The following is a 25,227-nucleotide window of genomic DNA, read 5'->3' as shown; positions in this document are numbered from 1 at the left end:
GACTGACCAGTTGCGACTGATGGCCGTGCACGCCCACCCCGACGACGAGTCGAGCAAGGGCGCGGCCACCATGGCGAAGTACGTGTCCGAGGGGGTGGACGTGCTGGTGGTGACCTGCACCGGCGGAGAGCGCGGGTCCATCCTCAATCCCAAGCTGCAGGGCGACACGTACATCGAGGAGCACATCCACGAGGTACGCAAGAAGGAGATGGACGAGGCCCGGGAGATCCTCGGCGTCAAGCAGGAGTGGCTCGGCTTCGTCGACTCGGGCCTGCCCGAGGGCGACCCGCTGCCGCCGCTGCCCGAGGGCTGCTTCGCCCTGGAGGACGTCGACAAGGCGGCCGGGGAGCTGGTGAGGCAGATCCGCTCCTTCCGCCCGCAGGTGATCACCACCTACGACGAGAACGGCGGTTACCCGCACCCCGACCACATCATGACCCACAAGATCTCCATGGTGGCGTTCGAGGGCGCGGCGGACACCGAGAAGTACCCGGAGGCCGAGTTCGGCCCCGCCTACCAGCCGCTGAAGCTGTACTACAACCAGGGCTTCAACCGCCCCCGCACCGAGGCCCTGCACCACGCCATGCTCGACCGTGGCCTGGAGTCGCCGTACGGGGAGTGGCTCAAGCGCTGGAAGGAGTTCGAGCGCACCGAGCGCACGCTGACCACGCACATTCCGTGCGCGGACTTCTTCGAGATCCGCGACAAGGCGCTGATCGCGCACGCCACGCAGATCGACCCCGACGGCGGCTGGTTCAAGGTGCCGATGGAGCTGCAGAAGGAGGTCTGGCCGACGGAGGAGTACGAGCTGGCGAAGTCCCTCGTCGATACCTCCCTCCCCGAGGACGACCTCTTCGCGGGCATCCGGGACAATGCCTGACATGAGCGCAAGCGTGAGCCTGGCAGTGACGCACCTCGCCCCCCTCGCCAAGGACGTCGACCAGAACAAGGTCACCCCCGGCGTCCTCGGCTTCATCGTCTTCGCGGTGATGGCCCTGGCGGTGTGGGGCCTGATGAAGTCGATGAGCAAGCACATGCGGAAGGTCGACTTCAAGGAGGCCCCGGAGCCCGGGGAGCAGCAGACCGAGAAGGCCGACTCCGCTACGCGACGAGGCTGACCCGAGCGTCAGCGCCACGCCGGTACCGCCACCCCCATCACCTCCCGGGCGTGGCGGTCCGGAGTCATGCGCAGGCGCCAGGCCTGCCAGCCGTCCTCCAGGCTGATGCCGCGTTCCAGCAGCAGGGCGTATGCCGAGGCGTAATCGGCGAGCTTCTCGTCCCGCAGGGCGTGGTCGGCGCGGGTCAGCTGGGCCAGCTCCTCCTGGGCGACCGCCGTGCCCACCTCCACGCCGCCCGGCGCCGCGTAGGGCAGCAGGGTGCAGCGCAGGAAGCGGGCCCAGTCCTCGCCGCGCCGGTCGCCGTAGGAGACGAACAGGTCCAGCGCCTCGTCGGCGAGGGCCAGCGCCGCCTGGGTACGGGCATTGCCCGCGTCGACCACCGCCAGCTCCAGGCAGGTCCAAGCCTCGCCGTGGGCGACGCCGATGCGCTGGAAGTCGGTGCGGGCGTCGACGAGGAGCTGCCGGGCGAAGCCGGAGTTGCGCAGAGAGCCGGTCTGCGCGGCCCGCTGGTCGCGGGTGACCCGGGCCGAGTGGTGCCGGGCGCAGGCGAGGCCGTAGACGTCCCGCATCCGGGAGAACATCGTCCGCGACCGCTCCAGGTCACGCACCGCCAGGTCCAGATCTCCGGTCTCCTCCAGCGCCTGGCCCAGGTAGTACAGCGTCCACGCCTCACCGCGCGCGTCCTCGTTCTCCCGGTGCCGGGCGGCGGCCTGCCTGAGGCCCTCCACGGCCGGTGAGGCGTCGCCGTCCACCAGACGGGCACGGGCCAGCTGGGTCAGCGCCCAGGCCTCGCCGCGTGCGTCGTGCGTCCGGCGGTACCGCTCCAGAGCGGCCCGCAGGTCGGTCTCCGCGCGCGGTGCGTCCCCCAGCCGCAGGGCCAGCTGGCCGAGCTGGAAGTGCGCCCAGGCCTCGCCGTGCAGCGAACCGCCCTCGCGGTGCAGGACCAGGGAACGGGTGAGCAGCTCCAGCGCCTCGGCCAGCCGGCCCCGGTCGCGCTGGACGGCGGCCAGGGCGTGCATCGTCCAGGCCCGGTCCGTCGCCAGCTCCGGCGCCGCCTGCAGGTCCAGCGCCTCCTGCAGCCTGGCGGCGGCCTCGGTGAGGTTGCCCTGGTGGTGCAGGGTGATCCCGAGGGAGCACAGGGCGCGGGCCGCACCGGCGTCATGGTGCGCCTCCCGGTACAGGTCCACCACCGACGTCAGTGTGGTGCGCGCCTTGTCCAGCTCGCCCAGCTGCCGGGCCGCGATACCGGTACGCCACTGCACCGAGCGGACCAGCAGCCCCTGGTCCACGGCCTGCGTCAGCTCGCTGATCTCGCCGAGCCGGTACAGGTCGCCGCGCAGCAGGCAGTAGTCGCACAGCGCGCCCAGAAGATTCAGCACCGCCGACTGGTCCACGCCCTCCGCGTGCCGCAGGGCCGCGGTGATGAAGCTGGACTCGTCGTCCAGCCAGCCCAGCGCCTCGTCCAGCGAGGTGAAGCCGTGCGGGCCGAACTGGTGCGCGCGTGTCGACATGTTCCCGTCGACCAGCCGCAGCACCGAGTCGGCCAGCTCGGCGTAGTTCACGATCAGCCGTTCCTGCGCCGCGCTGCGCTCGGCCGGGTCCTCCTCGTCCAGCAGCCGGGCCTGGGCGAAGGCGCGCACCAGGTCGTGCAGCCGGTAGCGGCTGCCGCGCACATGGTCGATGAGGCCGGCCCCGGCGAGGGCGGCGAGCCGGCGCGTGGCCTCCGCCTCGTCCGTGGCGAGCAGGGCGGCGGCCGCCGCGGCACCCAGCGAGGCCCGCCCCGCGAGCGCGAGCCTGCGCAGCAGCCGGCGCGCCGGCTCCGGCTGGTCGGTGTAGCGCAGCCACAGGGCCCGCTCCACCGGGTCCACCGGACCGTACGCACCCAGGTCCGCGGCCAGCTGCCGGGGCGAACGGGGGCCGAGCGCGGAGCCCGCGATCCTGAGCGCCAGCGGCAGCCCGGCGCACAGCGCGTGGATCCGCTCGGCGGACTCGGCGTCGTACGGACCCGACGCGTCCTCGGCGGCCGCGCCGAGCAGTTCCTCGGCTCCGGCCGAGTCCAGTGCCTCGACCGGCAGATGGTGCACCCAGGCCGGCAGGTCGGCGGGGAGGTCGAGGGCGGTACGGGAGGTGACCAGGACCAGGCTGTCGGAGCGCTCGGGCACCAGCGCCCGCACCTGCTCCGGGTCCGAGGCGTCGTCCAGCACGATTGTCACCGGCAGCCCGGTCAGATGCTGGTGATACAGCTCGCCGAGCCGCTTGACCTGCTGGTCGGGGGAGGAGCGCTCCCGGAACAGCAACTGCTCGCGGGGGGCGCCGAGCCGGTTGAGCAGATGCAGGAGGGCGTCCCGGGTCGCGAGCGGCGCCTCCTCGCGTGTGCCGCCGCGCAGGTCCACGACCACCGCGCCGCGGAAGTGGTCCCGCAGGTCGTGCGCCGCGCGCACCGCGAGCGTGGTCCGGCCGGAACCGGGCTCGCCGTACAGCACGACCACGGTCGGCCGGGTCTCCGTGGCCGCTCTGGCCGCCTGTGCCCACTGCCGGATCCGCGCCAGCTCCGCACGGCGTCCCGCGAACGGACCGGCCGGGTCCGGGAGTTGCCCGAAGGACTGCTCCAGCACCGTGCGCCGGCGGGCCGCGGCGCTCTTGTCCGCGCCGCGCAGCGCGGTGCCGCCGGTCTTCTTCGGGCCCGTGGAGGCGCTGATCACCCGCTGCTGGTCGAGGAACGGGCGGATGCCGCGCACCTCCAGCGCGGTCAGCCACTGCAGCCGCAGCTGCTCGGGCCCGCCCGGCTGTCCGGCGGCGCCGGCGCGGTGATGCGCGGCGGGCACATGGGCCCCGGCCGCCTTCACCACGGAGGCGGCGGCACCGACCACGCCGGCGGTGACGCCCGCCCCGACGGCCGTACCGGTGCCCGTGCCGAGCGACAGGTCGGCCACGGTGGCGGCCACCGCGGCAACGGCCGCCACCAGTAAGGCGGTTCCGGCCCCCTGGCGGGCGTACCGCTGCCCGAAGGACAGCCGGCCCGCCTCGGCCTCGTCCAGGGCACGGGTGTAGGCGTCGTACTCCTCGCCGGCCGCCCCCGCCATCGCGTCCAGCGCACCGCGTGCCCGGGACAGCAGTACCTGCCCGTCGATCCGCCCGCCCGAGCGCCGGACCTCCTCCTCGACCGCCCGCACCAGCAGCCGCTCGGCCTCCGCCCGATGCCCGTCCCGCATGTCCCGTCCCCCTCCGGTGGCAACTTCCTTGCGTATGAGTGTCCTTCGGCGGCGGCGGAAGCGGGAGGGTTGGTTGTCAGTGGGGAGTTGGGCAGGTGCGGCAAGGTCCTTGTGAGTGACCGTGTACGACCCGGCGTACCGGGCATGTTCGGGCACCTCAGCGGGTGTCCACCGCCCCCCGGCCCTTGCTCAGCGCGAGGCGGGCACAGGCCCCCGCCAGCGCCCCCTCCGCCACCGCGCACAGCAGGGCCTCGGCCAGCGGAGCACCCGTGCCCGCCGTCGTTATGTCGAACCAGGCGTCCAGCACCGCCACCGACGCCGTCGCCGAGGCCGTCAGGCGGGCCCTGGTGTCGCCGCGCAGGCCGAGCAGGGCCGTCGCCGCGCAGCCCGTCGCCATGAGGACGTCGAGGCCGATCCAGGCCAGCGGCCAGTTGTCCACCTCGGTGCTGCCGGGCAGGGTCAGGGCCAGCACCACCGTCCACGGCATCAGCAGGACCGCCGCCGCACCCAGCAGAACCCAGGGCCACTTCTTCCGAACGCTCACGTCGTCCCCTCACCGGCATCTCTCCGACTGCCTCCACCGTAGAGCGCAGAGAAAATTCTGCAAAGAAAATTCGGCATACCTCAGGGACTTCTCAGGGTTCTCAGGGTTACGGTGACCGCATGACCGACGGCATGCCCGAGATGACGAGCCTGGAGCGCACCGCCCTCTACAAGTCCCTCGGCAACCCCTTGCGCCGCCGGATCCTGGAGTACCTCGGCCGGCACGGCGAGGCGAACTCCACCGTCCTGGCCCGCGAACTCGGCGAAAGCTCCGGCACCACCAGCTACCACCTGCGCAAACTCGCCGAGCAGCGGCTCATCGAGGAGATCCCGGAGAAGTCCGGCGGCCGGGAGCGCTGGTGGCGGAGCCTGCCCTTCAGCCACACCACCCCCGACCCGGCCACGATGACCCCCGCCGAGTACGCGGCCGCCGCCCAGCTCGCGCACCTCAAGATCGAGTTCGACACCGCCCTCTACCGCCGCGCCCACCAGGAGTACCGCGGCCCCGGGGGCTGGGCCCAGATCCAGCGCCACGGCACCTGGATGACCAGGGAGGAACTGCTCAAATTCATGCAGGAGTACCACGCCCTGCTCGCGCGGTACGGCCACCCGCGCGAGCAGGCCCCGGACGGGGCGCGCCCGGTGCTCATGCGTTTCTACGCGCTGCCCGAGCCCGTGGGAGAGTGGAACGGTGAACCGACTGGCCCATGAGACGTCCCCGTATCTGCTCCAGCACGCCGACAACCCCGTCGACTGGTGGCCCTGGTCGGCCGAGGCCTTCGACGAGGCTCGCAGCACCGGCAAACCCGTGCTGCTGAGCGTCGGATACAGCAGCTGTCACTGGTGTCATGTCATGGCTCACGAGTCCTTCGAGGACCGGGCCACCGCCGACTACCTCAACGAGCACTTCGTCAACATCAAAGTCGACCGCGAGGAACGCCCCGACGTCGACGCCGTCTACATGGAAGCCGTACAGGCCGCCACCGGGCAGGGCGGCTGGCCCATGACCGTGTTCCTCACCCCGGATGCCGAGCCCTTCTACTTCGGCACCTACTTCCCGCCCGCGCCGCGGCACGGAATGCCCTCCTTCCGGCAGGTGCTGGAAGGGGTCCGGCAGGCCTGGGACACCCGGCGTGACGAGGTCTCCGAGGTGGCCGGGAAGATCGTCCGCGATCTCGCCCAGCGGGAGATCGTCCGGCAGGCCCCGCAGCCGCCCGGCGAGGCGGAACTCGCCCAGGCGCTCCTGGGGCTGACCCGCGAGTACGACCCGCAGCGCGGCGGTTTCGGCGGGGCGCCGAAGTTCCCGCCGTCCATGGTGCTGGAGTTCCTGCTGCGGCATCACGCGCGCACGGGCGCCGAGGGGGCGCTGCAGATGGCTCAGGACACCTGTGAGCGCATGGCCCGCGGCGGCATCTACGACCAGCTCGGCGGCGGGTTCGCCCGCTACTCCGTCGACCGCGACTGGGTCGTGCCGCACTTCGAGAAGATGCTGTACGACAACGCCCTGCTGTGCCGGGTGTATGCGCACCTGTGGCGGGCCACCGGTTCCGACCTCGCCCGGCGGGTCGCCCTGGAGACCGCCGACTTCCTCGTGCGTGAACTGCGCACGGAACAGGGCGGGTTCGCCTCCGCGCTCGATGCCGACAGCGACGACGGAAGCGGGCGGCACGTCGAGGGCGCGTACTACGTGTGGACGCCCGAGCAGCTGAGGGCGCTCCTCGGGGACGCGGACGGGGAACTCGCCGCCCGGTACTTCGGTGTGACCGAGGAAGGGACCTTCGAGCACGGGCAGTCGGTGCTCCAGCTCCCCCAGGAAGACGTCCTCTCCGACGCCCAGAAGATCGCCTCCATCAAGGAACGCCTGCTCCGCCGGCGCGCGCAGCGCCCCGCGCCGGGCCGGGACGACAAGGTCGTCGCCGCCTGGAACGGCCTGGCCGTCGCCGCGCTCGCCGAGACCGGCGCCTACTTCGGCCGGCCCGACCTGATCGAGGCCGCCGTCGGCGCCGCCGACCTCCTCGTCCGCGTCCACCTCGACGACCACGCCCGCCTCGCCCGCACCAGCAAGGACGGGCGGGTCGGTCCCAACGCCGGTGTGCTGGAGGACTACGCCGATGTCGCCGAGGGCTTCCTCGCGCTCGCGTCCGTGACGGGCGAGGGCGTCTGGCTCGATTTCGCCGGGCTGCTCCTCGGTCATGTGCTCGCCCGCTTCACCGATCCGGAGACCGGCGCGCTGTACGACACGGCCTCCGACGCCGAGCGGCTCATCCGCCGGCCGCAGGATCCCACCGACAACGCCACCCCGTCCGGCTGGACCGCCGCGGCCGGTGCCCTGCTGGGCTATGCCGCCCACACCGGATCCGAGGCCCATCGGACCGCCGCCGAACGCGCTCTGGGGGTGGTGAAGACCCTCGGGCCGCGTGTGCCCCGGTTCATCGGCTGGGGGCTCGCCGTGGCCGAGGCCCTCCTCGACGGGCCGAAGGAGGTCGCCGTCGTCGGACCCGATCTCGCGGACGAGCGCACAACCGCCCTGCACCGGGCGGCACTTCTGGGTACCGCCCCGGGTGCCGTGGTCGCCGTCGGCACTGCGGAGAGCGACGAGTTCCCGCTGCTCGCCGACCGTCCGCTCGTGGCCGGTGCGCCGGCGGCGTATGTCTGCCGTCACTTCTCCTGCGACGCCCCGACGACCGATCCGGAGCGGCTGCGGGCATCCCTGAACAGGCACTGAGCGTCGGGAACCGCGGGCGCCGGAAGGCGTGAATGTCCGAAACGGGAGCGCGTGTTCGGATAGGCGGATAGATCCTGTTACCGATACCACCGTTCCGAAACAAGCTATTTATCGGAACACCTCCCACGCTTCACAGATCCCCCCTACTCTCTCCACAGCGGGTCGATGGACGGTCACTCACCGTCTCCCGCACAGGGGGATTCGGGGATCTGGGGGGATCTTTTTGCTCACGTCTGTCTTCATCGGTGCCGTCTCACTGGCCCTGTTCTGGATGGCGGCCTTCACCCTGTGGTGGCAGATGCACGCGTGGCGCACGCCCGAGGTGCTGGCCTCCACCCGGTTCGGCAGACCGGACGGCGGGGAACACCTGTCGTTCTCACTGCTGTTGCCCGCCCGGCACGAGCAGGCGGTGCTGGACCACACCATCCAGCGGCTGCTGGAATCCACACACACCGACTTCGAGATCATCGTGATCGTCGGGCACGACGATCCGGAGACCACCGAGGTGGCCGAGCAGGCCGCCGCACGGGACCCGCGGGTCCGGGTCGTCGTCGACACCCACGAGAAGAAGAACAAGCCGAAGGCCATGAACACGGCGCTGCCGCACTGCCGCGGCGACGTCGTCGGGGTCTTCGACGCCGAGGACCAGGTCCACCCGGAGCTGCTCGCACACGTCGACCACGCCTTCCGGACGACGCGAGCGGACGTCGTCCAGGGCGGCGTCCAGCTCATCAACTTCCACTCCAGCTGGTACAGCCTGCGCAACTGCCTGGAGTACTTTTTCTGGTTCCGCTCCCGGCTGCACCTGCACGCGCAGAAGGGGTTCATCCCGCTCGGCGGGAACACCGTGTTCGTGCGGACCGACGTCCTCAGGGAGGCGGACGGCTGGGACCCGAACTGCCTCGCCGAGGACTGCGACCTGGGCGTCCGGCTGTCCAGCGTCGGCAAGAAGGTCGTCGTCGCCTACGACTCCGACATGGTCACCCGCGAGGAGACCCCCGGCTCGCTGATGTCGCTGCTCAAGCAGCGCACCCGGTGGAACCAGGGCTTCCTCCAGGTGTACCGGAAGAAGGACTGGAAGCAACTGCCCACGTTCGGGCAGCGGCTGCTCGCCCGGTACACCCTGATGACGCCGTTCCTGCAGGCCTTCTCCGGCGTGATCATCCCGCTCAACGCGGCCGTCGCGCTCTTCCTGGACGTGCCCGTCGGTGTCGCCTTCCTCACCTTCCTGCCGCTGGTCACCGCCGCTGTCACCTTCGTCTTCGAGGTGGTCGGGCTGCACGACTTCGGCAAGCAGTACGACCTGAAGGTCCGCCTCGTCCACTATGTGAAGCTCATCGTGGGCGGCCCCTTCTATCAGGTCCTCCTCGCCGGTGCCGCGATCCGCGCCGTGTGGCGCGAGCAACGCGGCCGTAACGACTGGGAGTTGACCACGCACGTCGGCGCGCACCTCACCGCGGCCGAGCCCACCCGAGAGGACATTCCTGCGTGACCTCCACACTTCCCGCGGTGACCGCAGCGAAGGTCCCCGCGCAGCCCACACCTGCGCCCACGGCCCGTTCGACCGGTCGAACACAGCCGCCGCCACGGCTCCGCTCGTCCCGGCCCGACCTGCTCCTGTGCGGTGTCCTGCTCACGGCGATCCTCGTCGTCCAGGGCTGGAACATCGCCGCATACCCGACCCTCAGCGACGACGAGGGCACCTACCTCGCCCAGGCCTGGGCCGTCCAGCAGGGCCGGGGCCTGGCCCACTACACCTACTGGTACGACCACCCACCGCTCGGCTGGATCCAGATAGCCCTGCTCAGCCGGCTCCCCTCGGCGGTCAGCCCCGGCTCGATGACCGTCGGCACCATGCGGCTCGTCATGCTGCTGGTCAGCGGCGTCAGCGCGGTCCTCCTGTACGTTCTTGGGCGCCGGCTCTCCCTGCCCCGCTGGGCCGCCGGACTCGGCATGGCCCTGCTCGGGCTCTCCCCGCTCGCGGTCGTCCTCAGCCGGGAGATCTTCCTCGACAACATCGCCGTGATGTGGCTGCTGCTGGCGTTCTGCCTCGCCGCCTCGCCCAGCCGCCACCTCTGGCACCACTTCGGCGCGGGCCTCGCCGCCGCCGCGGGCGTCCTCACCAAGGAGACGATGCTCGTCGTCCTGCCCGCCCTGTTCGTCACCATGTGGCGGCACAGCCACCGCGACACCCGCAAGTTCGCCCTCACCGGAGCCGTCACCGCCTGCATCCTGACCGGCTTCTCCTACCCGCTGTTCGCCCTGCTCAAGGGCGAGTTGCTGCCCGGTGCCGGGCACGTCTCCCTCTGGGACGGCATCACCTACCAGATGTCCAGGCCGGGCTCGGGATTCATCCTCGACCCGGGTTCCGGCTCGTACGGAGTCCTGCACTCCTGGCTCTACTACGACCGCGTCCTGCCCCTCGGCGGCCTCGCCGGAGCCCTGCTCCTGCTGCTCACCGGGCGCTGGTCGGTCACCGCCCGCGCGCTCGCCGGACCGGCCCTCACCGTCGCCGTCCTCGCCGCCGTCGCCCTGCGGCCGAGCGGCTATCTGCCCGCCATGTACGTCATCGGTGCGCTGCCCTTCCTCGCCCTGGTGCTCGCCGGCGGTGCCGCCTCCGTCGCCCACATGGTCATCAGCAGATGGCGCAAGGACGGCGAGCACCGGTACGTCACCGGCGGCCGGTACGCGCTCGCCGCCGCCCTCGCCCTGGCCGCCGGCGCCTACGTCGTACCGCACTGGTACGACGGCGACCGCACCGCCGTCACCGCCGACGCCAACCGGCCCTACCGGCAGGCCTCCCACTGGCTCGGCACGAAGGTGGCGGACCCGGAGGACACCCGGATCCTCGTCGACGACGCCCTCTGGCTGGACCTCGTGCACGCCGGCTACCGGCCCGGGCTCGGCGCCATCTGGTTCTACAAGGCCGACCTCGACCCGGCCGTGACCCGGACCATCCCGCACGGCTGGCGCGACCTCGACTACGTCGTCGCCTCGCCGACCGTCCGCCGCGACGCCAAGGACCTGCCGACCGTCAGGGCCGCCATCCAGCACTCCACGCCGGTCGCCACCTTCGGCAACGGGGAGGACCGCATCGAGATCCGGCGGATCAAGGCCACGGCCACGGGGGGCACCCGATGAGCGAGTACACCGCCCCGGTACCCGGCCTCGACGCCGTCGGGCGAGCCGCGGAAGACGCAGTCCCCGAACCCGGCGCCGTCACCATCGTCGTACCGACCTTCAACGAGTCCGCGAACATCCGGCAGCTGCTGCACCGGATCACCGAGTCCGTGCCCGTCCGGCTGCCGTGCGAGGTGGTCTTCGTGGACGACTCCACCGACGACACCCCCGAGGTGATCCGCGAGGCCGCCCAGGACTGCCCGTTCCCGGTGGCCGTACGGCACCGGGCGGAACCCGTCGGCGGGCTCGGCGGGGCGGTGGTCGAGGGGCTGCGGGCGGCGACCTCGGAGTGGATCGTCGTCATGGACGGCGACTGCCAGCATCCGCCGTCGCTGGTACCGGAGCTGGTGGCCACCGGCGAACGGGCGAACGCCGGGCTCGTCGTCGCCTCCCGGTACATCGAGGGCGGCAGCCGGGCCGGGCTCGCCGGCGGCTACCGGGTGGCCGTCTCGCGCGGCGCCACCTGGCTCACCAAGGCCCTCTTCCCGCGTCGGCTGCACGGCATCAGCGACCCGATGAGCGGCTTCTTCGCCGTCCGGCGCAGCGCGGTCACAGCCGAGGTGCTGAAGCCCCTCGGCTACAAGATCCTGCTGGAGCTGGCCGTCCGCAGCCGTCCGCGCCGGGTCGCCGAGGTGCCGTTCGTCTTCCAGGACCGCTACGCCGGCGAGTCCAAGTCCACCGCCCGGGAGGGCTTGCGCTTCCTGCGCCACCTGGCCGGCCTGCGCACCGCCTCCCCGGTCGCCCGCATGATCGGCTTCGGGCTGATCGGAGCGAGCGGCTTCGTACCGAACCTGGCGGGTCTCTACGCCCTCACCGCCCTCGGCATGCACTACGTGCCCGCCGAGATCCTCGCCAACCAGCTCGGCGTCGCCTGGAACTTCCTGCTCATCGAGCACCTGCTGTTCCGCGACCGGCGCGCACACCGCCGCTGGTGGGACCGGCTCGGCCGGTTCGCGCTCCTCGCCAACGCCGACCTGGTGCTGCGCATCCCCCTGATCGCACTCCTCGTCGGCCGGTTCGGCATGGGCGCCCTGCCCGCCACCGCCCTGGCGCTGGTGCTGACCTTCGTCCTGCGCTTCGTCGGCACCGAGGCGCTGGTCTACCTCCCGCGACGACGCCGTACCCCGGCGTCCGCCCGATGAAGCACAGCCGTACCACCGCAAGGAGAGCCGTGTGAGCACGTACCGCAGACGGACCGCACTGGTCGGGGTGGGCGCCCTGACCGCCGGTCTGCTCCTCACCTCGCCGCAGAGCGCCGAGGCCGCCAACCTGATCAAGAATCCCGGGTTCGAGACCGCCGGCACCGGTGACATGCCGTACTGCTGGGAGAAAGCGGGCTGGGGCGACAACGACTTCACCTACGAGACCACCTCCGACGCGCACTCCGGTGCCAAGGCCATGAAGGTCACCCTGACCCGCCGGGTCGACGGCGACCGCAAGGCGATGTTCCTGGAGTCCGCCGACTGCGCGCCCGCGGTGAGCGTCGGCAAGCAGTACGACCTGGGGCTCTGGTACAAGACCACGACCCCGGACGCGAACGTCACCCTCTTCCGGCACGACAGCACGACGGGCTGGCAGTACTGGACCGACGTCAAGACCCTCCAGATGGCGTCGAGCTGGACCCCGGCCACGGTCCGCACCCCCGAGATACCGGCCGGCACCGACCGCATCACCTGGGGTGTCTCCGTCTACGGCACCGGATCGGCGACCACCGACGACTACACCATGGAGCAGGTCCCCGACCCGCTCCCGCCCGCCCGGTGCACGGGCACGGACGACCAGTGCGCGAACGGCAGTTGGTCCGTGCTGCCGACGCAGAACCCGGTCCGCTCCATGCACTCGGTCGTCCTCAACAACGGCAAGGTGCTGCTGATCGCCGGCTCGGGCAACAGCGAGGACGCCTTCAACGCGGGCACGTTCACCTCCGCGGTGTACGACCCGGCGACGGGCACCTACAAGGTCGTCCCCACGCCGAAGGACATGTTCTGCGCCGGGCATGTGCAGCTGCAGGACGGCCGGGTGCTGGTGCTGAGCGGCAACAAGGCGTACCCGGTCGCGGGCGGGCACGGCTACGAGGGGTTCAAGGACTCGTACGTCTTCGACCCGAAGACAGAGACCTACACCAAGACCAACGACCTCAACGACGGCCACTGGTACCCGTCGGCCACCGAACTGGGCAACGGTGACGTCATCACCTTCGGCGGCCTGCGCGAGGACTCCACGGGTTCGGTGACCGCCGACCGCTGGTCGGACAAGGACCAGCAGTGGCTGCCGTCCTGGAAGGTCAACCAGACCTGGTCCTTCTGGGGCCTGTACCCGGCGATGGTCCTGATGCAGGACGGCCGCCTCTTCTACACGGGCAGCCATGTCTTCGGCAACAACATCCCCGGCACGGGTTCGGCGATCTACGACTACGACGCCAACACGATCACGCAGATCCCCGGCCTGCAGAACAAGGACCAGCGCGACCAGTCGGCGTCCGTGCTGCTGCCCCCCGCGCAGGACCAGAGGGTCCTCACCATCGGCGGCGGCAACATCGACTCCAACCCCGACGCGGGCCGCCTCACCGACGTGATCGACCTCAAGCAGGCCAACCCGTCGTACGTCGCCGGGCCGCCGCTCCCGCAGGGCACGGTCGACCTCGGCAGCGGCAAGGTCGCCGAGACCGGCAACCAGGGCAAGATGTACGTCTCCGCGGTCCTGCTGCCCGACGGCAAGGTGCTGGAGACCGGCGGCGCCCTGCACAACCGGGCCGACCCGGTGTACGAGTCCTCGGTCTACGACCCCGGCACCAACACCTTCGACCCCGTGGCCGCCGACCCCCAGTCCCGCGGCTACCACTCCACGGCCTTCCTGCTGCCCGACGGCCGGGTGATGGCCACTGGTGACAACCCGGGCAACGGCAGCTGGAACCGCAACGTGTCGATCTACACCCCGCCGTACCTCTACAAGGGCACGCGACCGACGATCACCTCGGTGATCAACCAGGAGTGGAAGTACGGCGACACCCAGCGGATCACCGTCGACCACCCCATCGCCAGGGCCGAGTTGATCCGGCCCGCCGCGGTCACCCACTCCTCCGACCCGAACCAGCGTTTCGTCGACCTGCCGCTGAGCGTGGACGGCAACAACGTCGACCTGAACGTGACGAACAACCCGAACATCGCCCCGCCCGGCTGGTACATGCTCTTCGCGGTCGACGCCAACGGCGTTCCCTCGGTGGCCAGGTGGGTGCACCTGACGGGCCCGGCGGCCCTCGGCGCCACCACCGCATCGCCGCACGTCCACGCCTTCGCCGACGCGCTGTCCGGCAAGGAGTCCGGCCCGGGGCAGAAGCGCACCTCGCAAGCGGTCAGCCCGACGATCTCCGGCTGCGACCGGCACTACGGCTCGGTCAACGTCTGTGTGCCGACGGTCTTCCCGCCCAAGGTGAAGAAGACGGCGGCGGCGCGCTGCACCTGGCTCAAGCAGAACCACTACGGCCGGCTGAAGGTCAACGGCGGCGACGACCCGCTGGGCCTGGACCGGAACCGGAACGGCATCGCCTGTGAGAAGAGGGATACGAGCAGGCGCTAACCATGCTCCGTCAGGGCGCGCTCCACGATCGCTTCCAGCTGGTCGTGGTGCGCGCCCTTCCAGTAGGCGCGACCGCATTCCGTGCACTGGGCGAAGACGTCGTACGAGCGTTGCGTGCCGTGCTTGAGCTGCCCGGCGACCTCCTCCTTGGTGGCTTGCCTGAGCAGGCCGTTGCAGGCGGTGCAGCGGGTCCAGGGGTTCAGGGCGGGGGCGAACCGGTCGAGGACGTCGTGCAGCTGGTCGTCGGGGCGGGTGCTGTAGACGAAGGCGCCGGCCCACAGTTCGCGGCGGCGCAGGAGCCCTCGGTCGCGGCTGAGCATCACCCGCTGCTCCGACGCCGAGCGCGCGGCCAGCGCCGGGTCGCCGATGTCCGTCGACTCGTACGCCGTGTCCACACCGAGCAGCCGGAGGCGGCGGGCGAGGGTGCCCAGGTGCACGTCGAGGAGGAAGCGGAGCGGGGCGCCGGGGACCTGCTGGGGGCGGGTGACGGGCTGGACCAACACCGTCTCGCCCGCCGCCGGGATGTGCGAGACAGGTACTTCACGGCCGTCCACGACCAGTGCGCCGACCTCGGTCAGCGGGACGCCGAGGGACTCGATGACATGGCCGAGCGTCGAGACGCCGTCCGTGCCGAGCGGCGTGGCGCCGCCCCGTCGGGCGGCCGGCACGAACAGATGGAGCGCGGGGGCGACTTCGACGTGGATCTCGGGTCGGTTCACCCCGTCAGGATCGCACGGGGGGCCGCCCGGACCTCAGCGGTTTTCGGTGGGCAGGCCGTGTTCCAGGACCGTGAGGGCGCGTTCCATGAGGTCGCCCAGGTCGCCCTCCTGGTCGTGCTCGCCCCAGTACATGTTGGCCTCCATGAGCCCGGCGATGACGGACATGGAGTAGACCCGCACCTCAAGGCTGTCCGGGTCGTGGCCCGTGCGGTCCGCGATGGCCCGGCGGAGCAGGACACTGGTGCTCGCCATGCTCTCGAACACCCGGGAGCGGACGGCGGGGACCTCGACTCCGAGACGCGTCCGCAGCCGGAGCACCTCGGGGTCGTCGTGCATCAGGCCGGCGAGCGACGCGCGCATGACGTACCGCAGCGACTCCAGCAGCGGCTCGTCCGCCGGGCGGGCCCGCAGTTCCTCCGCCATCAGGTGGTCGTACTCGTCGGTGAGGACGATGTCCTCCTTGGTCGGGAAGTACCGGAAGACGGTCGACGGCGACACCTCGGCCCGCTCGGCGATCTGGTCGACGGTCGTGGCGTCGTACCCCTGCTCCCTGATCAGTTCGTATGTCGCGGTGCGGATCGCCTCACGGGTCTTGATCTTCTTGCGCTCGCGCAGACCCAGTTGCGGGCGGTCGGCGGGGGAGAGGGGGGAACGTGCGGCCGTCATGGGGGTCATTGTCGGGCATCCTCCCGCGGGGCGACCACGTCGGGGGCGGCGGCCTCCGCGGGCCCGGCCGCCGTCGTCCCGGGCAGGAAGGCCGCCGCCAGCAGTGCGGAGACCAGGGCGGCGGCACCGCACACCAGCAGCACGACGGTCATGCCGTGGACGTACGCACCGTTCGCGGAGGCGGCGAGGTGGGCGGAGTGGGCCTTCTCGGCGATCAGACGGGCGGCGACGACCGAGTCCCCTGCGGTGTCGGCGGCCTTCGCGGGCAGCCCGGTGACGTCCAGGCGGTCCCGGAAGGTGTCGGCCAGCAGGCTGCCGAGCAGGGCGATGCCGATCGCGGAGCCCACCTGGCGCAGGGTCATCAGCAGTCCGGAGCCGCTGCCGGCCCGGTCCCGGGGCAGGGTGCCGAGCGCGCCCGTCATGGCCGGTACGAGGGCGAAGCCGAAGCCCAGTCCGGCGGTGGTGAGCCACAGTGCGGTGAAGCCGTAGCCGGAGCCGGTCGTCGTACGACTGCCGAGGAAGGCGGCGAAGGCCAGCACCACCAGGCCCGCGCTGACCGAGGCACGCGCGCCGAAACGGGCGGCGACCGGCGGGGCGAGCTTCGCGGCGACGGACAGGCCGAGAACCATCGGCAGCATCCGTACGCCGGTGCCGAGCGTGTCGTTGCCGAGGACGGCCTGGAGGTAGGCCGGCAGGACGAACATCAGGCCGGACAGCACGAACATCACGAGGGTCGCGGCGACGGCGTTGAGCAGGAAGCCGCGCCGGGCGAGCAGGGTGAGGTCCAGCATGGGGCGCCGGACCCGGCGCGAGCGCAGCACGAGCGCGGCGATGAGAGCCGCGGACCCGGCGAACAGAGCGAGGACCAGTGGGTCGTCCCAGCCGCGGTCGGAGGCCTCGGTGGTCGCGTAGACCAGGGCCCCCAGCCCGGCGGTGGTGAACACGGTGGACAGCGCGTCGACCGTGGGGGAGTGCGGGTCACGGGTCTCGGGGAGCAGCAGGACGCAGGCGAGGATGCCGATGGCGACCATCGGGATGTTGATCAGGAAGACCGATCCCCACCAGTAGTGGTCGAGCAGCCAGCCGCCGATGATCGGTCCCAGCGGCATGCCCAGGGCGCTGCCGGTGGAGACCAGGCCGATGGCCTTGCCCTGCTCCTGCCGCGTGAACAGCGAGGGCAGCACGGACATCGCCAGTGGAGTGATGAACGCGGCGCCGAGGCCCATGACGGCGCGGGCGGCGATCACCACGTCCACATCCCCGGCCAGTGCACCGAGCAGCGAGCCCGCCAGGAAGACCATGAGTCCCGCGATCAGCATTCGGCGCCGCCCGAACCGGTCCCCGAGCAGTCCGGCCGGGAGCATCAGCGCGGCGAACACGACGACGTACGCGTCCGCCATCCACTGCTGTTGGCCCGTCGTGGCGCCGAGCTGCCCGGCCATCGTCGGCAGGGCCACGTTGAGGATCGTCATGTCGAAGCCGAGCACCAGCATGCTCGCGACCAGGGCCCCGAGGGCCCACCAGCGGCGGGAGTCGTGCCGCGGCTCATCGACGTGAGTGACAGTAACCATGGAATGAAAGTAACTCTTAAAAACATGTGACTGTCAATGGCGATCTGGTGTCAGGCGCACGAAAAACGGCCACGGCGGATGAGCCGTGGCCGGGAAGGGATGGGTTGCGGTTACGCGTGCTGGTACGCCACCAGCGAGATGCCGACGTAGTGGACCACGAAGGCGGCCAGCGTGAGGGAGTGGAAGACCTCGTGGAAGCCGAACCAGCGCGGCGACGGGTTCGGCCGCTTGATGCCGTAGATCACGCCGCCGGCGCTGTAGAGCAGGCCGCCGACGACCACCAGGACCAGCACCGCGATGCCGCCGGTGCGCAGGAAGTCGGGCAGGAAGAAGACGGCCGCCCAGCCCATCGCGATGTAGCAGGGCGTGTAGAGCCAGCGCGGGGCGCCGACCCAGAAGACCCGGAAGACGATGCCGGCCGCGGCGGCGGCCCAGATGCCCCACAGCAGCCACTGGCCCTTCCCGCCGGGAAGGAGCAGCAGGGTCAGCGGAGTGTAGGTGCCCGCGATGATCAGGAAGATGTTGGCGTGGTCCAGGCGGCGCAGGACGCCGTCCATCCGGGGGCTCCAGTTTCCCCGGTGGTACAGCGCGCTGATGCCGAAGAGCAGACAGGCCGTCAGGACGTAGATCCCGCAGGCGATACGGCCTCTGGTGGAGTCGGCGAGGGCGGTGAGGACGAGGCCCGCGATGAGCACGGCCGGAAACATGCCGAGGTGCAGCCAGCCGCGGAGCCTGGGCTTGACCGGATGCGGCAAGGAGAGCGCTACGGGGCCGCGGCCGCTGGCCGGCGTCTCCGTGGGCGCGTCGGGAGCGGACGCAGTCATGCGGGGCATGGTACCTACGGCGCCGTAAGTCGGGAATCAGTGAGGCTCTTGGTCGATCGAACGCAAAAAGACCTTCAGGTGACGCAAACCTGGACGTAAAGGAAACGTAAACGGCGCTGGAAACCGTGGCCTTCCTCACGTGCTCACCTGTGAGGTCCCCTGGACATATGGGCACTCGTGTCGGATACGATCAAATGAGTGCAGTCGGCACCGGATGAGCAGCACAGAAGCGTCCGGGTCGCAGCCCCCACGGGGCCACAAGGACAAAATCCCTCACTTAGGAGCAACCGTGGCGCGCGACAACTCGGCTTCCAGCGTTCCCACCCATCACCAGGAACTGATCTCGTGGGTCGACGAGATCGCCGAACTGACGCAGCCGGACAGCGTGGTCTGGTGTGACGGCTCCGAGGCCGAGTACGACCGGCTGTGTGCAGAGCTGGTGGCCAAGGGCACCTTCAAGAGGCTCGACCCGATCAAGCGCCCGAACTCCTACTACGCCGCCTCCGACCCGACCGACGTCGCCCGCGTCGAGGACCGGACCTTCATCTGCTCCGAGAAGGAGGAGGACGCCGGCCCGACCAACCACTGGAAGGCGCCCGCCGAGATGCGGGAGATCTTCAGCGGTGAGAAGGGCCTGTTCCGCGGCTCCATGCGGGGCCGCACCATGTACGTCGTCCCGTTCTGCATGGGTCCGCTGGGCTCGCCGCTGTCCGCGATCGGCGTGGAGATCACCGACTCCGCCTACGTCGCCGTCTCCATGCGCACGATGACGCGCATGGGCCAGGCCGTCCTGGACGAGCTCGGCGACAGCGGCTTCTTCGTCAAGGCCGTCCACTCCCTCGGCGCCCCGCTGGAGGAGGGCCAGGACGACGTTCCGTGGCCGTGCAACTCCACGAAGTACATCTCCCACTTCCCCGAGGACCGCGAGATCTGGTCCTACGGCTCCGGCTACGGCGGCAACGCCCTGCTCGGCAAGAAGTGCTACGCCCTGCGCATCGCCTCCGTCATGGCGCGTGACGAGGGCTGGCTGGCCGAGCACATGCTGATCCTCAAGCTCACCCCGCCGCAGGGCGAGGCCAAGTACGTCGCCGCCGCCTTCCCGAGCGCCTGCGGCAAGACGAACCTCGCCATGCTGGAGCCCACGATCTCCGGCTGGACCGTGGAGACCATCGGCGACGACATCGCCTGGATGCGCTTCGGCGAGGACGGCCGCCTGTACGCGATCAACCCCGAGGCCGGCTTCTTCGGTGTCGCGCCCGGCACCGGTGAGCACACCAACGCCAACGCGATGAAGACGCTGTGGGGCAACGCGGTCTTCACCAACGTCGCGCTCACCGACGACGGTGACGTGTGGTGGGAGGGCATGACCGAGGAGCCCCCGGCCCACCTCACCGACTGGAAGGGCAACGACTGGACGCCGGCGTCCGAGACCCCGGCCGCCCACCCCAACGCCCGCTTCACGGTTCCCGCGTCCCAGTGCCCGATCATCGCGCCGGAGTGGGAGGACCCCAAGGGCGTGCCGATCTCGGCGATCCTCTTCGGCGGCCGGCGTGCCAGCGCGGTGCCGCTGGTGACGGAGTCCTTCGACTGGAACCACGGTGTCTTCCTCGGTGCCAACGTGGCCTCCGAGAAGACCGCCGCCGCCGAGGGCAAGGTCGGCGAGCTGCGCCGCGACCCGTTCGCGATGCTGCCGTTCTGCGGGTACAACATGGGCGACTACATGGGCCACTGGGTCGACGTCGCCAAGGGCAAGGACCAGTCCAAGCTGCCGAAGATCTACTACGTCAACTGGTTCCGCAAGAACGACGAGGGCAAGTTCGTCTGGCCGGGCTTCGGCGAGAACTCCCGTGTCCTGAAGTGGATCGTGGAGCGGCTGGACGGCAAGGCCGAGGGCGTCGAGACCCCGATCGGCGTGCTGCCGGCCAAGGGCGCGCTGGACACCAAGGGCCTCGAACTGTCCGAGTCGGACCTGGACTTCCTGCTCACGGTCGACAAGGAGGTCTGGCGCGAGGAGGCCGCCCTGGTCCCCGAGCACCTCAACACCTTCGGCGACCACACCCCGAAGGAGCTGTGGGACCAGTACCGCGCGCTGGTGGAGCGCCTGGGCTGAACCGCCCGCTGAAGACTCCACGGCCGGTCCGGATGCCCTGACCAGCGATCGTCACGGCCGGCCGTGGTGACCACCCACCGGGGCCCCGCACAAAGGCGTGCGGGGCCCCGGCTTCATCGGTGCCGTGCAGAGCCCCGCCCGAGCGGGGCCACTGCCGCCCCCTCCGTCGCAACCGACAGCCGGGCGCACGCGTCGCGTAACACGTGGAACGCGAATGGCTCTTCTCTCTCATCCCTCTGACGATCGGCGTGCTCTCCCTCGGCTTCGGCCTGTACGGCCTCCGCCTCGCCGGCACGCTTCGCCGCGTGGGTGTCACCGCCGAGGCCCGGGTCGTCCGCCACGATGTCAGGCGGGACGACGAGGGCGCCACGTTCTACCACCTGGTCGTGGCCTGGACGGCACAGGACGGGCGCACGTGCGAGTACTCCTCCAGGTTCGGACGCGGAGTCGTCGCCCACAACTTCCGTGTGGGGTCGTACGTTGTGGTCCGATACGACCCGCAGGCCCCGCACCGGTTTGCGGTCGAGGGCTGGGACATGAGGGCGGTCGACCTGCTGTTCACCGTGCTGGGGGCGGTGTTCACGGTGGGCACGGTGACGGCTTTGCTCGTCCGGCTGCTCACCCTTTGACCAAGCCGACGCGGTGTGTGGCGCCCGGTCCGCGCGTCGCTGCGGGTGCACGCGGACCGGGGCCGATCGGGGGACCCTGCGGGGTCAGGCGGTGGTGCTCAGTTCCTTCGGCTCCGACAGTGCGTCGGTGTGCGCGTCCATCCGCTCGGCGGCGAGGATCGCCGCCGCCGTGTCGGCGCGCGAGGCGGCGACCACGAGCGCGCGGCCGGCGAGGGCGTGCGCGCGCTGGTGCAGCGCCATGGCGTCGCCGGACACGGACGGCGCCGCGCGCAGCGGGCTGCGTCCGCCCCGCAGCCGGGCCACCTGGTCGGCGAGCCGCTCCGCGGCGGTCTCCAGATCGGCCGACGGAGTCAGTGCCCGCAGTTCGTCGGTCACGGCGAGCAGCGCGGCGAGGTGTCCGGCGAGCTGGATGTCCAGCTCCTCCTCGCGCGACCGGTGGGGGAAGTCGGAGGGGGTGCCGGCCATCGTGCTGTGCACCGACTTGGTGCGGATCGGTTCGTACATGAGTGATGGCCTCCTGTGCTCTGACAGGAAGCCATCCTAGCTTGGATTTCGTCTAAAGTTGAGTCGTGTCACGGAATGGAGTCCGTCGGCTACGGCCGGCTGCGTCCGTCCGCTACGGCTGGCTGTATCCGTCCAGGAAGTTCCCGATCCGGGTGATCGCGTCACGGAGATCGCCGACCGTCGGCAGGGTGACCACACGGAAGTGGTCCGGCTCCGGCCAGTTGAAGCCCGTGCCCTGGACGACCATGATCTTCTCCTGGCGCAGCAGGTCCAGGACCATCCGCCGGTCGTCCTTGATCTTGAAGACCTGGGGGTCGAGGCGCGGGAAGAGATACAGCGCGCCCTTGGGGCGCACACAGCTCACGCCGGGAATCTGCGTCAGCAGCTCGTAGGCGGTGTCCACCTGCTCCTTCAGCCGGCCGCCCGGCAGCACCAGGTCGTTGATCGACTGGCGTCCGCTGAGCGCGGCGACCACCCCGTGCTGTCCCGGCATGTTCGCGCACAGGCGCATGTTCGCCAGGATCGTCAGGCCCTCGATGTAGGAGTCGGCGTGGGCGCGCGGGCCGGAGACCGCCATCCAGCCGACCCGGTAGCCGGCCACCCGGTACGCCTTCGACATGCCGTTGAAGGTGAGGGTGAGCAGGTCGGGGGCGACCTTGGCGGTCGGGGTGTGGGTGGCGCCGTCGTAGAGGATCTTGTCGTAGATCTCGTCGGAGCACACCAGCAGGTTGTGCCGGCGGGCGATGTCGGTGAGCCCCCTGAGCATCGCCTCGTCGTACACGGCCCCCGTCGGATTGTTCGGGTTGATGATCACGATCGCCTTGGTGCGGTCGGTGACCTTGCGTTCGACGTCGGCGAGGTCCGGCATCCAGTCGGACTGTTCGTCGCAGCGGTAGTGCACCGCCGTACCGCCGGATAGGGAGACGGCCGCCGTCCACAAGGGGTAGTCCGGGGCCGGTACGAGGACCTCGTCGCCGTCGTCGAGAAGCCCCTGCATGGCCATCACGATCAGCTCGGAGACGCCGTTGCCGATGAAGACGTGCTCGACGTCCGTCTCGATGCCGAGGGTCTGGTTGTGCATGACGACCGCGCGGCGGGCGGCCAGCAGGCCCTTGGCGTCGCCGTAGCCGTGCGCGCTGGAGACATTGCGGAGGATGTCCTCCAGGATCTCCGGCGGGCACTCGAAGCCGAAGGCGGCCGGGTTGCCGGTGTTGAGCTTGAGAATGCGGTGCCCCGCTGCCTCCAGCCGCATGGCCTCTTCGAGAACCGGGCCCCGGATCTCGTAACAGACGTTGGCGAGCTTGGTCGACTGGATCACCTGCATGTCGTGAGCTTACGGCCCGGTAATGCCTCCTGGGTCGTGTTTTCCGACACGTGAGACGGAGAGGTTTGCCCGGATATCGCCGAAGGCTGTCTCAGCAGTCACTTGCGTCCCTACAATCCGCTGTCATGTCCACCGAACGGGAGCACCAGCCGTCGCCTCCGGCGCCGCCGAGCGTGTACCTCCGGCAGGCTCCGGCGCCGGCGTACGAGGAGTACGCCGACCCGGCCGCCGCACACGGCTGGCAGAGTGCCTACGACCAGACGCGCGAGCTGCCTTCGCTGCCCGAGCCGTACGGGCCCGACGAGCCCTACGAGTCCTACGCCCCCCATGAGCCGGTCGAGCCGTACGAGCCGTACGAGGCGGTACGGCCGGGTGCGGGGCGGGCCGCGCGGCGGCGCGCCGGGCGGCGCACGGGCGGCCGGCGGCGGGTGGCGGCCGTCGCCGGGGTGCTGGGCGTGGCCGGTGCGGTCGCGGTGATCGCCGCGGTGGCGGGCGGCTCCGATTCCGCGGCCCCGGACGGGTCCCGGCCGGCCGGCGGCGGGCGGGTCGCCGTCGGTGACTCGGCCTCCGCGAGCCCCCGCACGGACCACGGCTCCCCGGCCGCGACCGCCTCGACGGCCGTCGCCGGCTCCCCCTCGGCCGCGCCGCCCGGCTCGACGGCCTCCCCGGCCGTCCAGGCGTCCCGGTCGACCGGCGCCCCGGACAGCGCCCCGACCGCCGTGACCTCCGCCCCACCCGCCCCCACTCCCACGCCCACACCCACCACGACGACGGCCGGCCCGGCCGACTCCACGTCGTCCTTCCCCGCCGGCCGGGGGCACGGTCACGGCACCACCAAACGCCCCCGCTGACCGCCCGAGGTCATTTTCGCGCCAACTCTGTTTCCCGCCGGGCCACTCGGCCTGCCGCCGGGCGGTACGGCGTGCCGGTCGTGCGAGAGTTGCCGCATGACCGAGCACCCCTCTCCCGCGGAGCAGTCGCCGTCGGCTCCTGACACGCTTGCCTCCGAGGAGGACCGCGAGCGTGCCGTCGAGCGGGTGCGGGCCGCCGCAGCCGACGGCCGCCTGCCGCTGGGTGAGTTGGACGACCGCCTGGGCCGGGTCCACAGCGCCCGGACGCTCGGTGAGCTGGCGGTCGCGACGCGCGGCCTGCCGGAACCGGGGCCCAGGGACTGCCTGGTGGTGGACCGGCCGCCCACCTCCCGTTTCGCGCTGGGCATGTTCGGCGGTTTCCACCGCGACGGCGAGTGGGTCGTTCCGTCCAGGTTCACCGCCTGGTCCATGTGGGGCGGCGGCCGGCTCGATCTGACCGAGGCCCGCTTCGCCGCCCAGGAGACCGTGATCCGGGCCGTCGCCCTGTGGGGAGGCACCGGGATCGTCGTCCCGGACGACATCGACGTCGAGGTCAGGGGCCTCGGGCTGTTCGGAGTGTTCCGCAGGCGCGGCGCCCGCAAGCCCGGCAGGCCGGGCGCCCCGCGTGTCGTCATCAAGGGTCTCGCCCTGTTCGGGGCTGTTGTCACCAAACCGCCCCGGAAATAGCCGAGTTGCCGGAGCGGGGGGCCGAGGGAAACCCCTATGACCTGACGCGGCTCCTTGTTCGCACCCCTCCCGGGCATTGAGAATGCGCATGACAAATGAAGGGCGGCCGGAAGACATCCGGTCGCCCAAGTCGTCAGAGGGGACCCCCACATGAACAAGCCTCTCCTTGCCGCACTCTCCTCCGTGGCCCTGATCGGACTGGGCGCCGCCCCCGCGGTCGCCGCACCGCACACCGTCGTCAAGCCCAAGGTGACCGTCAACTTCGCCGGCACCGTCGCGCTCAGCAACTGCTCCGGCTCCGTCATCCGCTTCCCCAACTCCGCGGACACCGACCCGGCGCTCGTGCTCACCAACGGCCACTGCCTGGAGACCGGCTTCCCCGAGCCCGGCGAGGTCATCACCGGTCAGTCCTCCAGCCGCAGCTTCGGCCTGCTCAACGCAAGCGGCAGCAAGGTCGCCACCCTCCGTGCCAACCAGGTCGTCTACTCGACCATGACGGACACGGACGTCACGATCTACCGCACCACCACCACGTACGCGGCGATCAAGAACTCCTACGGCATCTCCCCGCTCACCCTCCAGGACACGCACCCGACCGCCGGCACCGCCATCAAGGTGGTCTCCGGCTACTGGAAGCGCACCTACAGCTGCAGCATCGACGGGTTCGTGTACCGGCTGAAGGAGGGCGACTGGACCTGGAAGGACTCGGTCCGTTACACCTCCTCCTGCAACACCATCGGCGGCACCTCGGGCTCCCCGGTGATCGACACCGCCACCGGCAAGGTCGTCGCGGTCAACAACACCGGCAACGAGGACGGCGAGCGCTGCACCGAGAACAACCCCTGCGAGGTCGACGAGAGCGGCAACGTCACCGTCCGACAGGGCATCAACTACGCCGAGGAGACGTACACCATCCCGGCCTGCTTCACCACCGGCAACAAGCTCGACCTCAGCGCGGCCGGCTGCACCCTGCCCAAGCCGTAAGGGC

Annotated in this window: 21 protein-coding genes; 13 read left to right on the top strand and 8 right to left on the bottom strand. The window is 70.9% G+C overall.

Going from position 1 to position 25,227, the window contains the following annotated elements; all coding sequences use genetic code 11:
- Positions 1 to 19: 19 nt before the first annotated feature.
- Together mca and ACZ41I_RS18345 are read left to right on the top strand one after the other, a co-directional pair.
- On the top strand, positions 20 to 880 hold the full coding sequence (gene mca, locus ACZ41I_RS18350; protein WP_363217341.1) for a mycothiol conjugate amidase Mca: 861 nt from the start codon (positions 20 to 22) through the stop codon (positions 878 to 880).
- Entirely contained in the window at positions 873 to 1,118 is a 246-nt protein-coding gene (locus ACZ41I_RS18345) for a hypothetical protein (RefSeq protein ID WP_363217317.1), read from the top strand. The genes mca and ACZ41I_RS18345 overlap by 8 nt, the downstream gene beginning before the upstream one ends.
- Before the next feature lie 8 nt (positions 1,119 to 1,126).
- On the opposite strand, the gene ACZ41I_RS18340 is transcribed toward ACZ41I_RS18345, so the two are convergent.
- Complete coding sequence (locus ACZ41I_RS18340) at positions 1,127 to 4,330, bottom strand: tetratricopeptide repeat protein (RefSeq protein ID WP_468514578.1); 3,204 nt, start codon at positions 4,328 to 4,330, stop codon at positions 1,127 to 1,129.
- Positions 4,331 to 4,487: 157 nt separating this feature from the next.
- Entirely contained in the window at positions 4,488 to 4,874 is a 387-nt protein-coding gene (locus ACZ41I_RS18335) for a hypothetical protein (RefSeq protein ID WP_468319512.1), read from the bottom strand.
- 119 nt (positions 4,875 to 4,993) lie between these two features.
- On the opposite strand from ACZ41I_RS18335, the gene ACZ41I_RS18330 reads away from it, so the two are divergent.
- The 6 genes from ACZ41I_RS18330 to ACZ41I_RS18305 all read left to right on the top strand — a co-directional run bounded on the left by ACZ41I_RS18330 (position 4,994) and on the right by ACZ41I_RS18305 (position 14,354).
- Positions 4,994 to 5,584 carry an ArsR/SmtB family transcription factor gene (locus ACZ41I_RS18330; RefSeq protein ID WP_468514577.1) on the top strand — a complete coding sequence of 197 codons (591 nt, stop codon included), beginning with the start codon at positions 4,994 to 4,996 and terminating at the stop codon, positions 5,582 to 5,584.
- The gene (locus tag ACZ41I_RS18325; protein ID WP_468514576.1) at positions 5,565 to 7,598 is read left to right on the top strand and encodes a thioredoxin domain-containing protein; all 2,034 of its coding nucleotides are present in this window, start codon (positions 5,565 to 5,567) and stop codon (positions 7,596 to 7,598) included. Before ACZ41I_RS18330 ends, ACZ41I_RS18325 begins: the two co-directional genes overlap by 20 nt.
- Before the next feature lie 223 nt (positions 7,599 to 7,821).
- Positions 7,822 to 9,090 carry a glycosyltransferase gene (locus tag ACZ41I_RS18320; protein WP_399764031.1) on the top strand — a complete coding sequence of 423 codons (1,269 nt, stop codon included), beginning with the start codon at positions 7,822 to 7,824 and terminating at the stop codon, positions 9,088 to 9,090.
- Positions 9,087 to 10,739 carry an ArnT family glycosyltransferase gene (locus ACZ41I_RS18315; protein WP_468514575.1) on the top strand — a complete coding sequence of 551 codons (1,653 nt, stop codon included), beginning with the start codon at positions 9,087 to 9,089 and terminating at the stop codon, positions 10,737 to 10,739. Before ACZ41I_RS18320 ends, ACZ41I_RS18315 begins: the two co-directional genes overlap by 4 nt.
- Positions 10,736 to 11,920 (top strand): glycosyltransferase, encoded by a 1,185-nt coding sequence (locus ACZ41I_RS18310; protein ID WP_468514574.1) that lies wholly within the window; start codon positions 10,736 to 10,738, stop codon positions 11,918 to 11,920. The genes ACZ41I_RS18315 and ACZ41I_RS18310 overlap by 4 nt, the downstream gene beginning before the upstream one ends.
- Before the next feature lie 31 nt (positions 11,921 to 11,951).
- Positions 11,952 to 14,354, top strand: coding sequence for a galactose oxidase-like domain-containing protein (locus ACZ41I_RS18305; RefSeq protein ID WP_399764035.1), 2,403 nt, complete (start codon positions 11,952 to 11,954; stop codon positions 14,352 to 14,354).
- Here the strand turns inward: ACZ41I_RS18305 and ACZ41I_RS18300 are convergent.
- From ACZ41I_RS18300 to trhA, 4 genes are all read right to left on the bottom strand, one after another.
- Complete coding sequence (locus tag ACZ41I_RS18300; protein ID WP_399764038.1) at positions 14,351 to 15,073, bottom strand: Mut7-C RNAse domain-containing protein; 723 nt, start codon at positions 15,071 to 15,073, stop codon at positions 14,351 to 14,353. The two genes, ACZ41I_RS18305 and ACZ41I_RS18300, sit on opposite strands and share 4 nt — an antisense overlap.
- Positions 15,074 to 15,106: 33 nt before the next feature.
- Positions 15,107 to 15,739: a TetR/AcrR family transcriptional regulator gene (locus ACZ41I_RS18295; RefSeq protein WP_468319506.1), complete on the bottom strand. Its 633-nt coding sequence runs from the start codon at positions 15,737 to 15,739 to the stop codon at positions 15,107 to 15,109.
- 5 nt (positions 15,740 to 15,744) lie between these two features.
- Entirely contained in the window at positions 15,745 to 17,310 is a 1,566-nt protein-coding gene (locus ACZ41I_RS18290) for a DHA2 family efflux MFS transporter permease subunit (protein WP_468514573.1), read from the bottom strand.
- A gap of 110 nt (positions 17,311 to 17,420) precedes the next feature.
- Positions 17,421 to 18,134 carry a PAQR family membrane homeostasis protein TrhA gene (trhA, locus tag ACZ41I_RS18285; protein WP_399764045.1) on the bottom strand — a complete coding sequence of 238 codons (714 nt, stop codon included), beginning with the start codon at positions 18,132 to 18,134 and terminating at the stop codon, positions 17,421 to 17,423.
- A gap of 289 nt (positions 18,135 to 18,423) precedes the next feature.
- Here trhA and ACZ41I_RS18280 point away from each other — a divergent pair, with 289 nt between their 5' ends.
- Positions 18,424 to 20,244, top strand: coding sequence for a phosphoenolpyruvate carboxykinase (GTP) (locus ACZ41I_RS18280; RefSeq protein WP_363217304.1), 1,821 nt, complete (start codon positions 18,424 to 18,426; stop codon positions 20,242 to 20,244).
- Positions 20,245 to 20,447: 203 nt separating this feature from the next.
- Positions 20,448 to 20,873, top strand: coding sequence for a DUF3592 domain-containing protein (locus ACZ41I_RS18275; protein WP_363217303.1), 426 nt, complete (start codon positions 20,448 to 20,450; stop codon positions 20,871 to 20,873).
- Between the two features lie 84 nt (positions 20,874 to 20,957).
- On the opposite strand, the gene ACZ41I_RS18270 is transcribed toward ACZ41I_RS18275, so the two are convergent.
- Both ACZ41I_RS18270 and ACZ41I_RS18265 read right to left on the bottom strand, forming a co-directional pair.
- Positions 20,958 to 21,377, bottom strand: a complete 420-nt coding sequence (locus ACZ41I_RS18270) for an SCO4983 family protein (protein WP_468514572.1) — start codon at positions 21,375 to 21,377, stop codon at positions 20,958 to 20,960.
- A 112-nt stretch (positions 21,378 to 21,489) separates the two neighbouring features.
- Positions 21,490 to 22,701 carry a pyridoxal phosphate-dependent aminotransferase gene (locus ACZ41I_RS18265; RefSeq protein ID WP_363217301.1) on the bottom strand — a complete coding sequence of 404 codons (1,212 nt, stop codon included), beginning with the start codon at positions 22,699 to 22,701 and terminating at the stop codon, positions 21,490 to 21,492.
- A gap of 125 nt (positions 22,702 to 22,826) precedes the next feature.
- Between ACZ41I_RS18265 and ACZ41I_RS18260 the strand changes: the two genes are divergently transcribed.
- From ACZ41I_RS18260 to ACZ41I_RS18250, 3 genes are all read left to right on the top strand, one after another.
- On the top strand, positions 22,827 to 23,552 hold the full coding sequence (locus ACZ41I_RS18260; protein WP_468514571.1) for a hypothetical protein: 726 nt from the start codon (positions 22,827 to 22,829) through the stop codon (positions 23,550 to 23,552).
- A gap of 96 nt (positions 23,553 to 23,648) precedes the next feature.
- Positions 23,649 to 24,239 (top strand): DUF1707 SHOCT-like domain-containing protein, encoded by a 591-nt coding sequence (locus tag ACZ41I_RS18255; RefSeq protein ID WP_468319502.1) that lies wholly within the window; start codon positions 23,649 to 23,651, stop codon positions 24,237 to 24,239.
- 150 nt (positions 24,240 to 24,389) lie between these two features.
- Entirely contained in the window at positions 24,390 to 25,223 is an 834-nt protein-coding gene (locus tag ACZ41I_RS18250; RefSeq protein WP_363217468.1) for a S1 family peptidase, read from the top strand.
- Positions 25,224 to 25,227: the final 4 nt, after the last annotated feature.

It is taken from the genome of Streptomyces sp. NPDC030799 (genome assembly GCF_055572255.1).
Note: the sequence above shows the minus strand (reverse complement) of the source record. Positions and strands in the feature narration are given on the sequence as shown.

Excerpts from the sequence above, each read along its gene's own strand:
- ACZ41I_RS18330 (WP_468514577.1), top strand. The coding sequence starts at position 4,994 with ATGACCGACGGCATGCCCGAGATGACGAGCCTGGAGCGCACCGCCCTC.
- ACZ41I_RS18345 (WP_363217317.1), top strand. The coding sequence starts at position 873 with ATGCCTGACATGAGCGCAAGCGTGAGCCTGGCAGTGACGCACCTCGCC.
- trhA (WP_399764045.1), bottom strand. The coding sequence starts at position 18,134 with ATGACTGCGTCCGCTCCCGACGCGCCCACGGAGACGCCGGCCAGCGGC.
- ACZ41I_RS18255 (WP_468319502.1), top strand. The coding sequence starts at position 23,649 with ATGACCGAGCACCCCTCTCCCGCGGAGCAGTCGCCGTCGGCTCCTGAC.
- mca (WP_363217341.1), top strand. The coding sequence starts at position 20 with ATGGCCGTGCACGCCCACCCCGACGACGAGTCGAGCAAGGGCGCGGCC.
- ACZ41I_RS18260 (WP_468514571.1), top strand. The coding sequence starts at position 22,827 with ATGTCCACCGAACGGGAGCACCAGCCGTCGCCTCCGGCGCCGCCGAGC.
- ACZ41I_RS18340 (WP_468514578.1), bottom strand. The coding sequence starts at position 4,330 with ATGCGGGACGGGCATCGGGCGGAGGCCGAGCGGCTGCTGGTGCGGGCG.
- ACZ41I_RS18295 (WP_468319506.1), bottom strand. The coding sequence starts at position 15,739 with ATGACGGCCGCACGTTCCCCCCTCTCCCCCGCCGACCGCCCGCAACTG.
- ACZ41I_RS18265 (WP_363217301.1), bottom strand. The coding sequence starts at position 22,701 with ATGCAGGTGATCCAGTCGACCAAGCTCGCCAACGTCTGTTACGAGATC.
- ACZ41I_RS18250 (WP_363217468.1), top strand. The coding sequence starts at position 24,390 with ATGAACAAGCCTCTCCTTGCCGCACTCTCCTCCGTGGCCCTGATCGGA.
- ACZ41I_RS18310 (WP_468514574.1), top strand. The coding sequence starts at position 10,736 with ATGAGCGAGTACACCGCCCCGGTACCCGGCCTCGACGCCGTCGGGCGA.
- ACZ41I_RS18270 (WP_468514572.1), bottom strand. The coding sequence starts at position 21,377 with ATGTACGAACCGATCCGCACCAAGTCGGTGCACAGCACGATGGCCGGC.
- ACZ41I_RS18290 (WP_468514573.1), bottom strand. The coding sequence starts at position 17,310 with ATGGTTACTGTCACTCACGTCGATGAGCCGCGGCACGACTCCCGCCGC.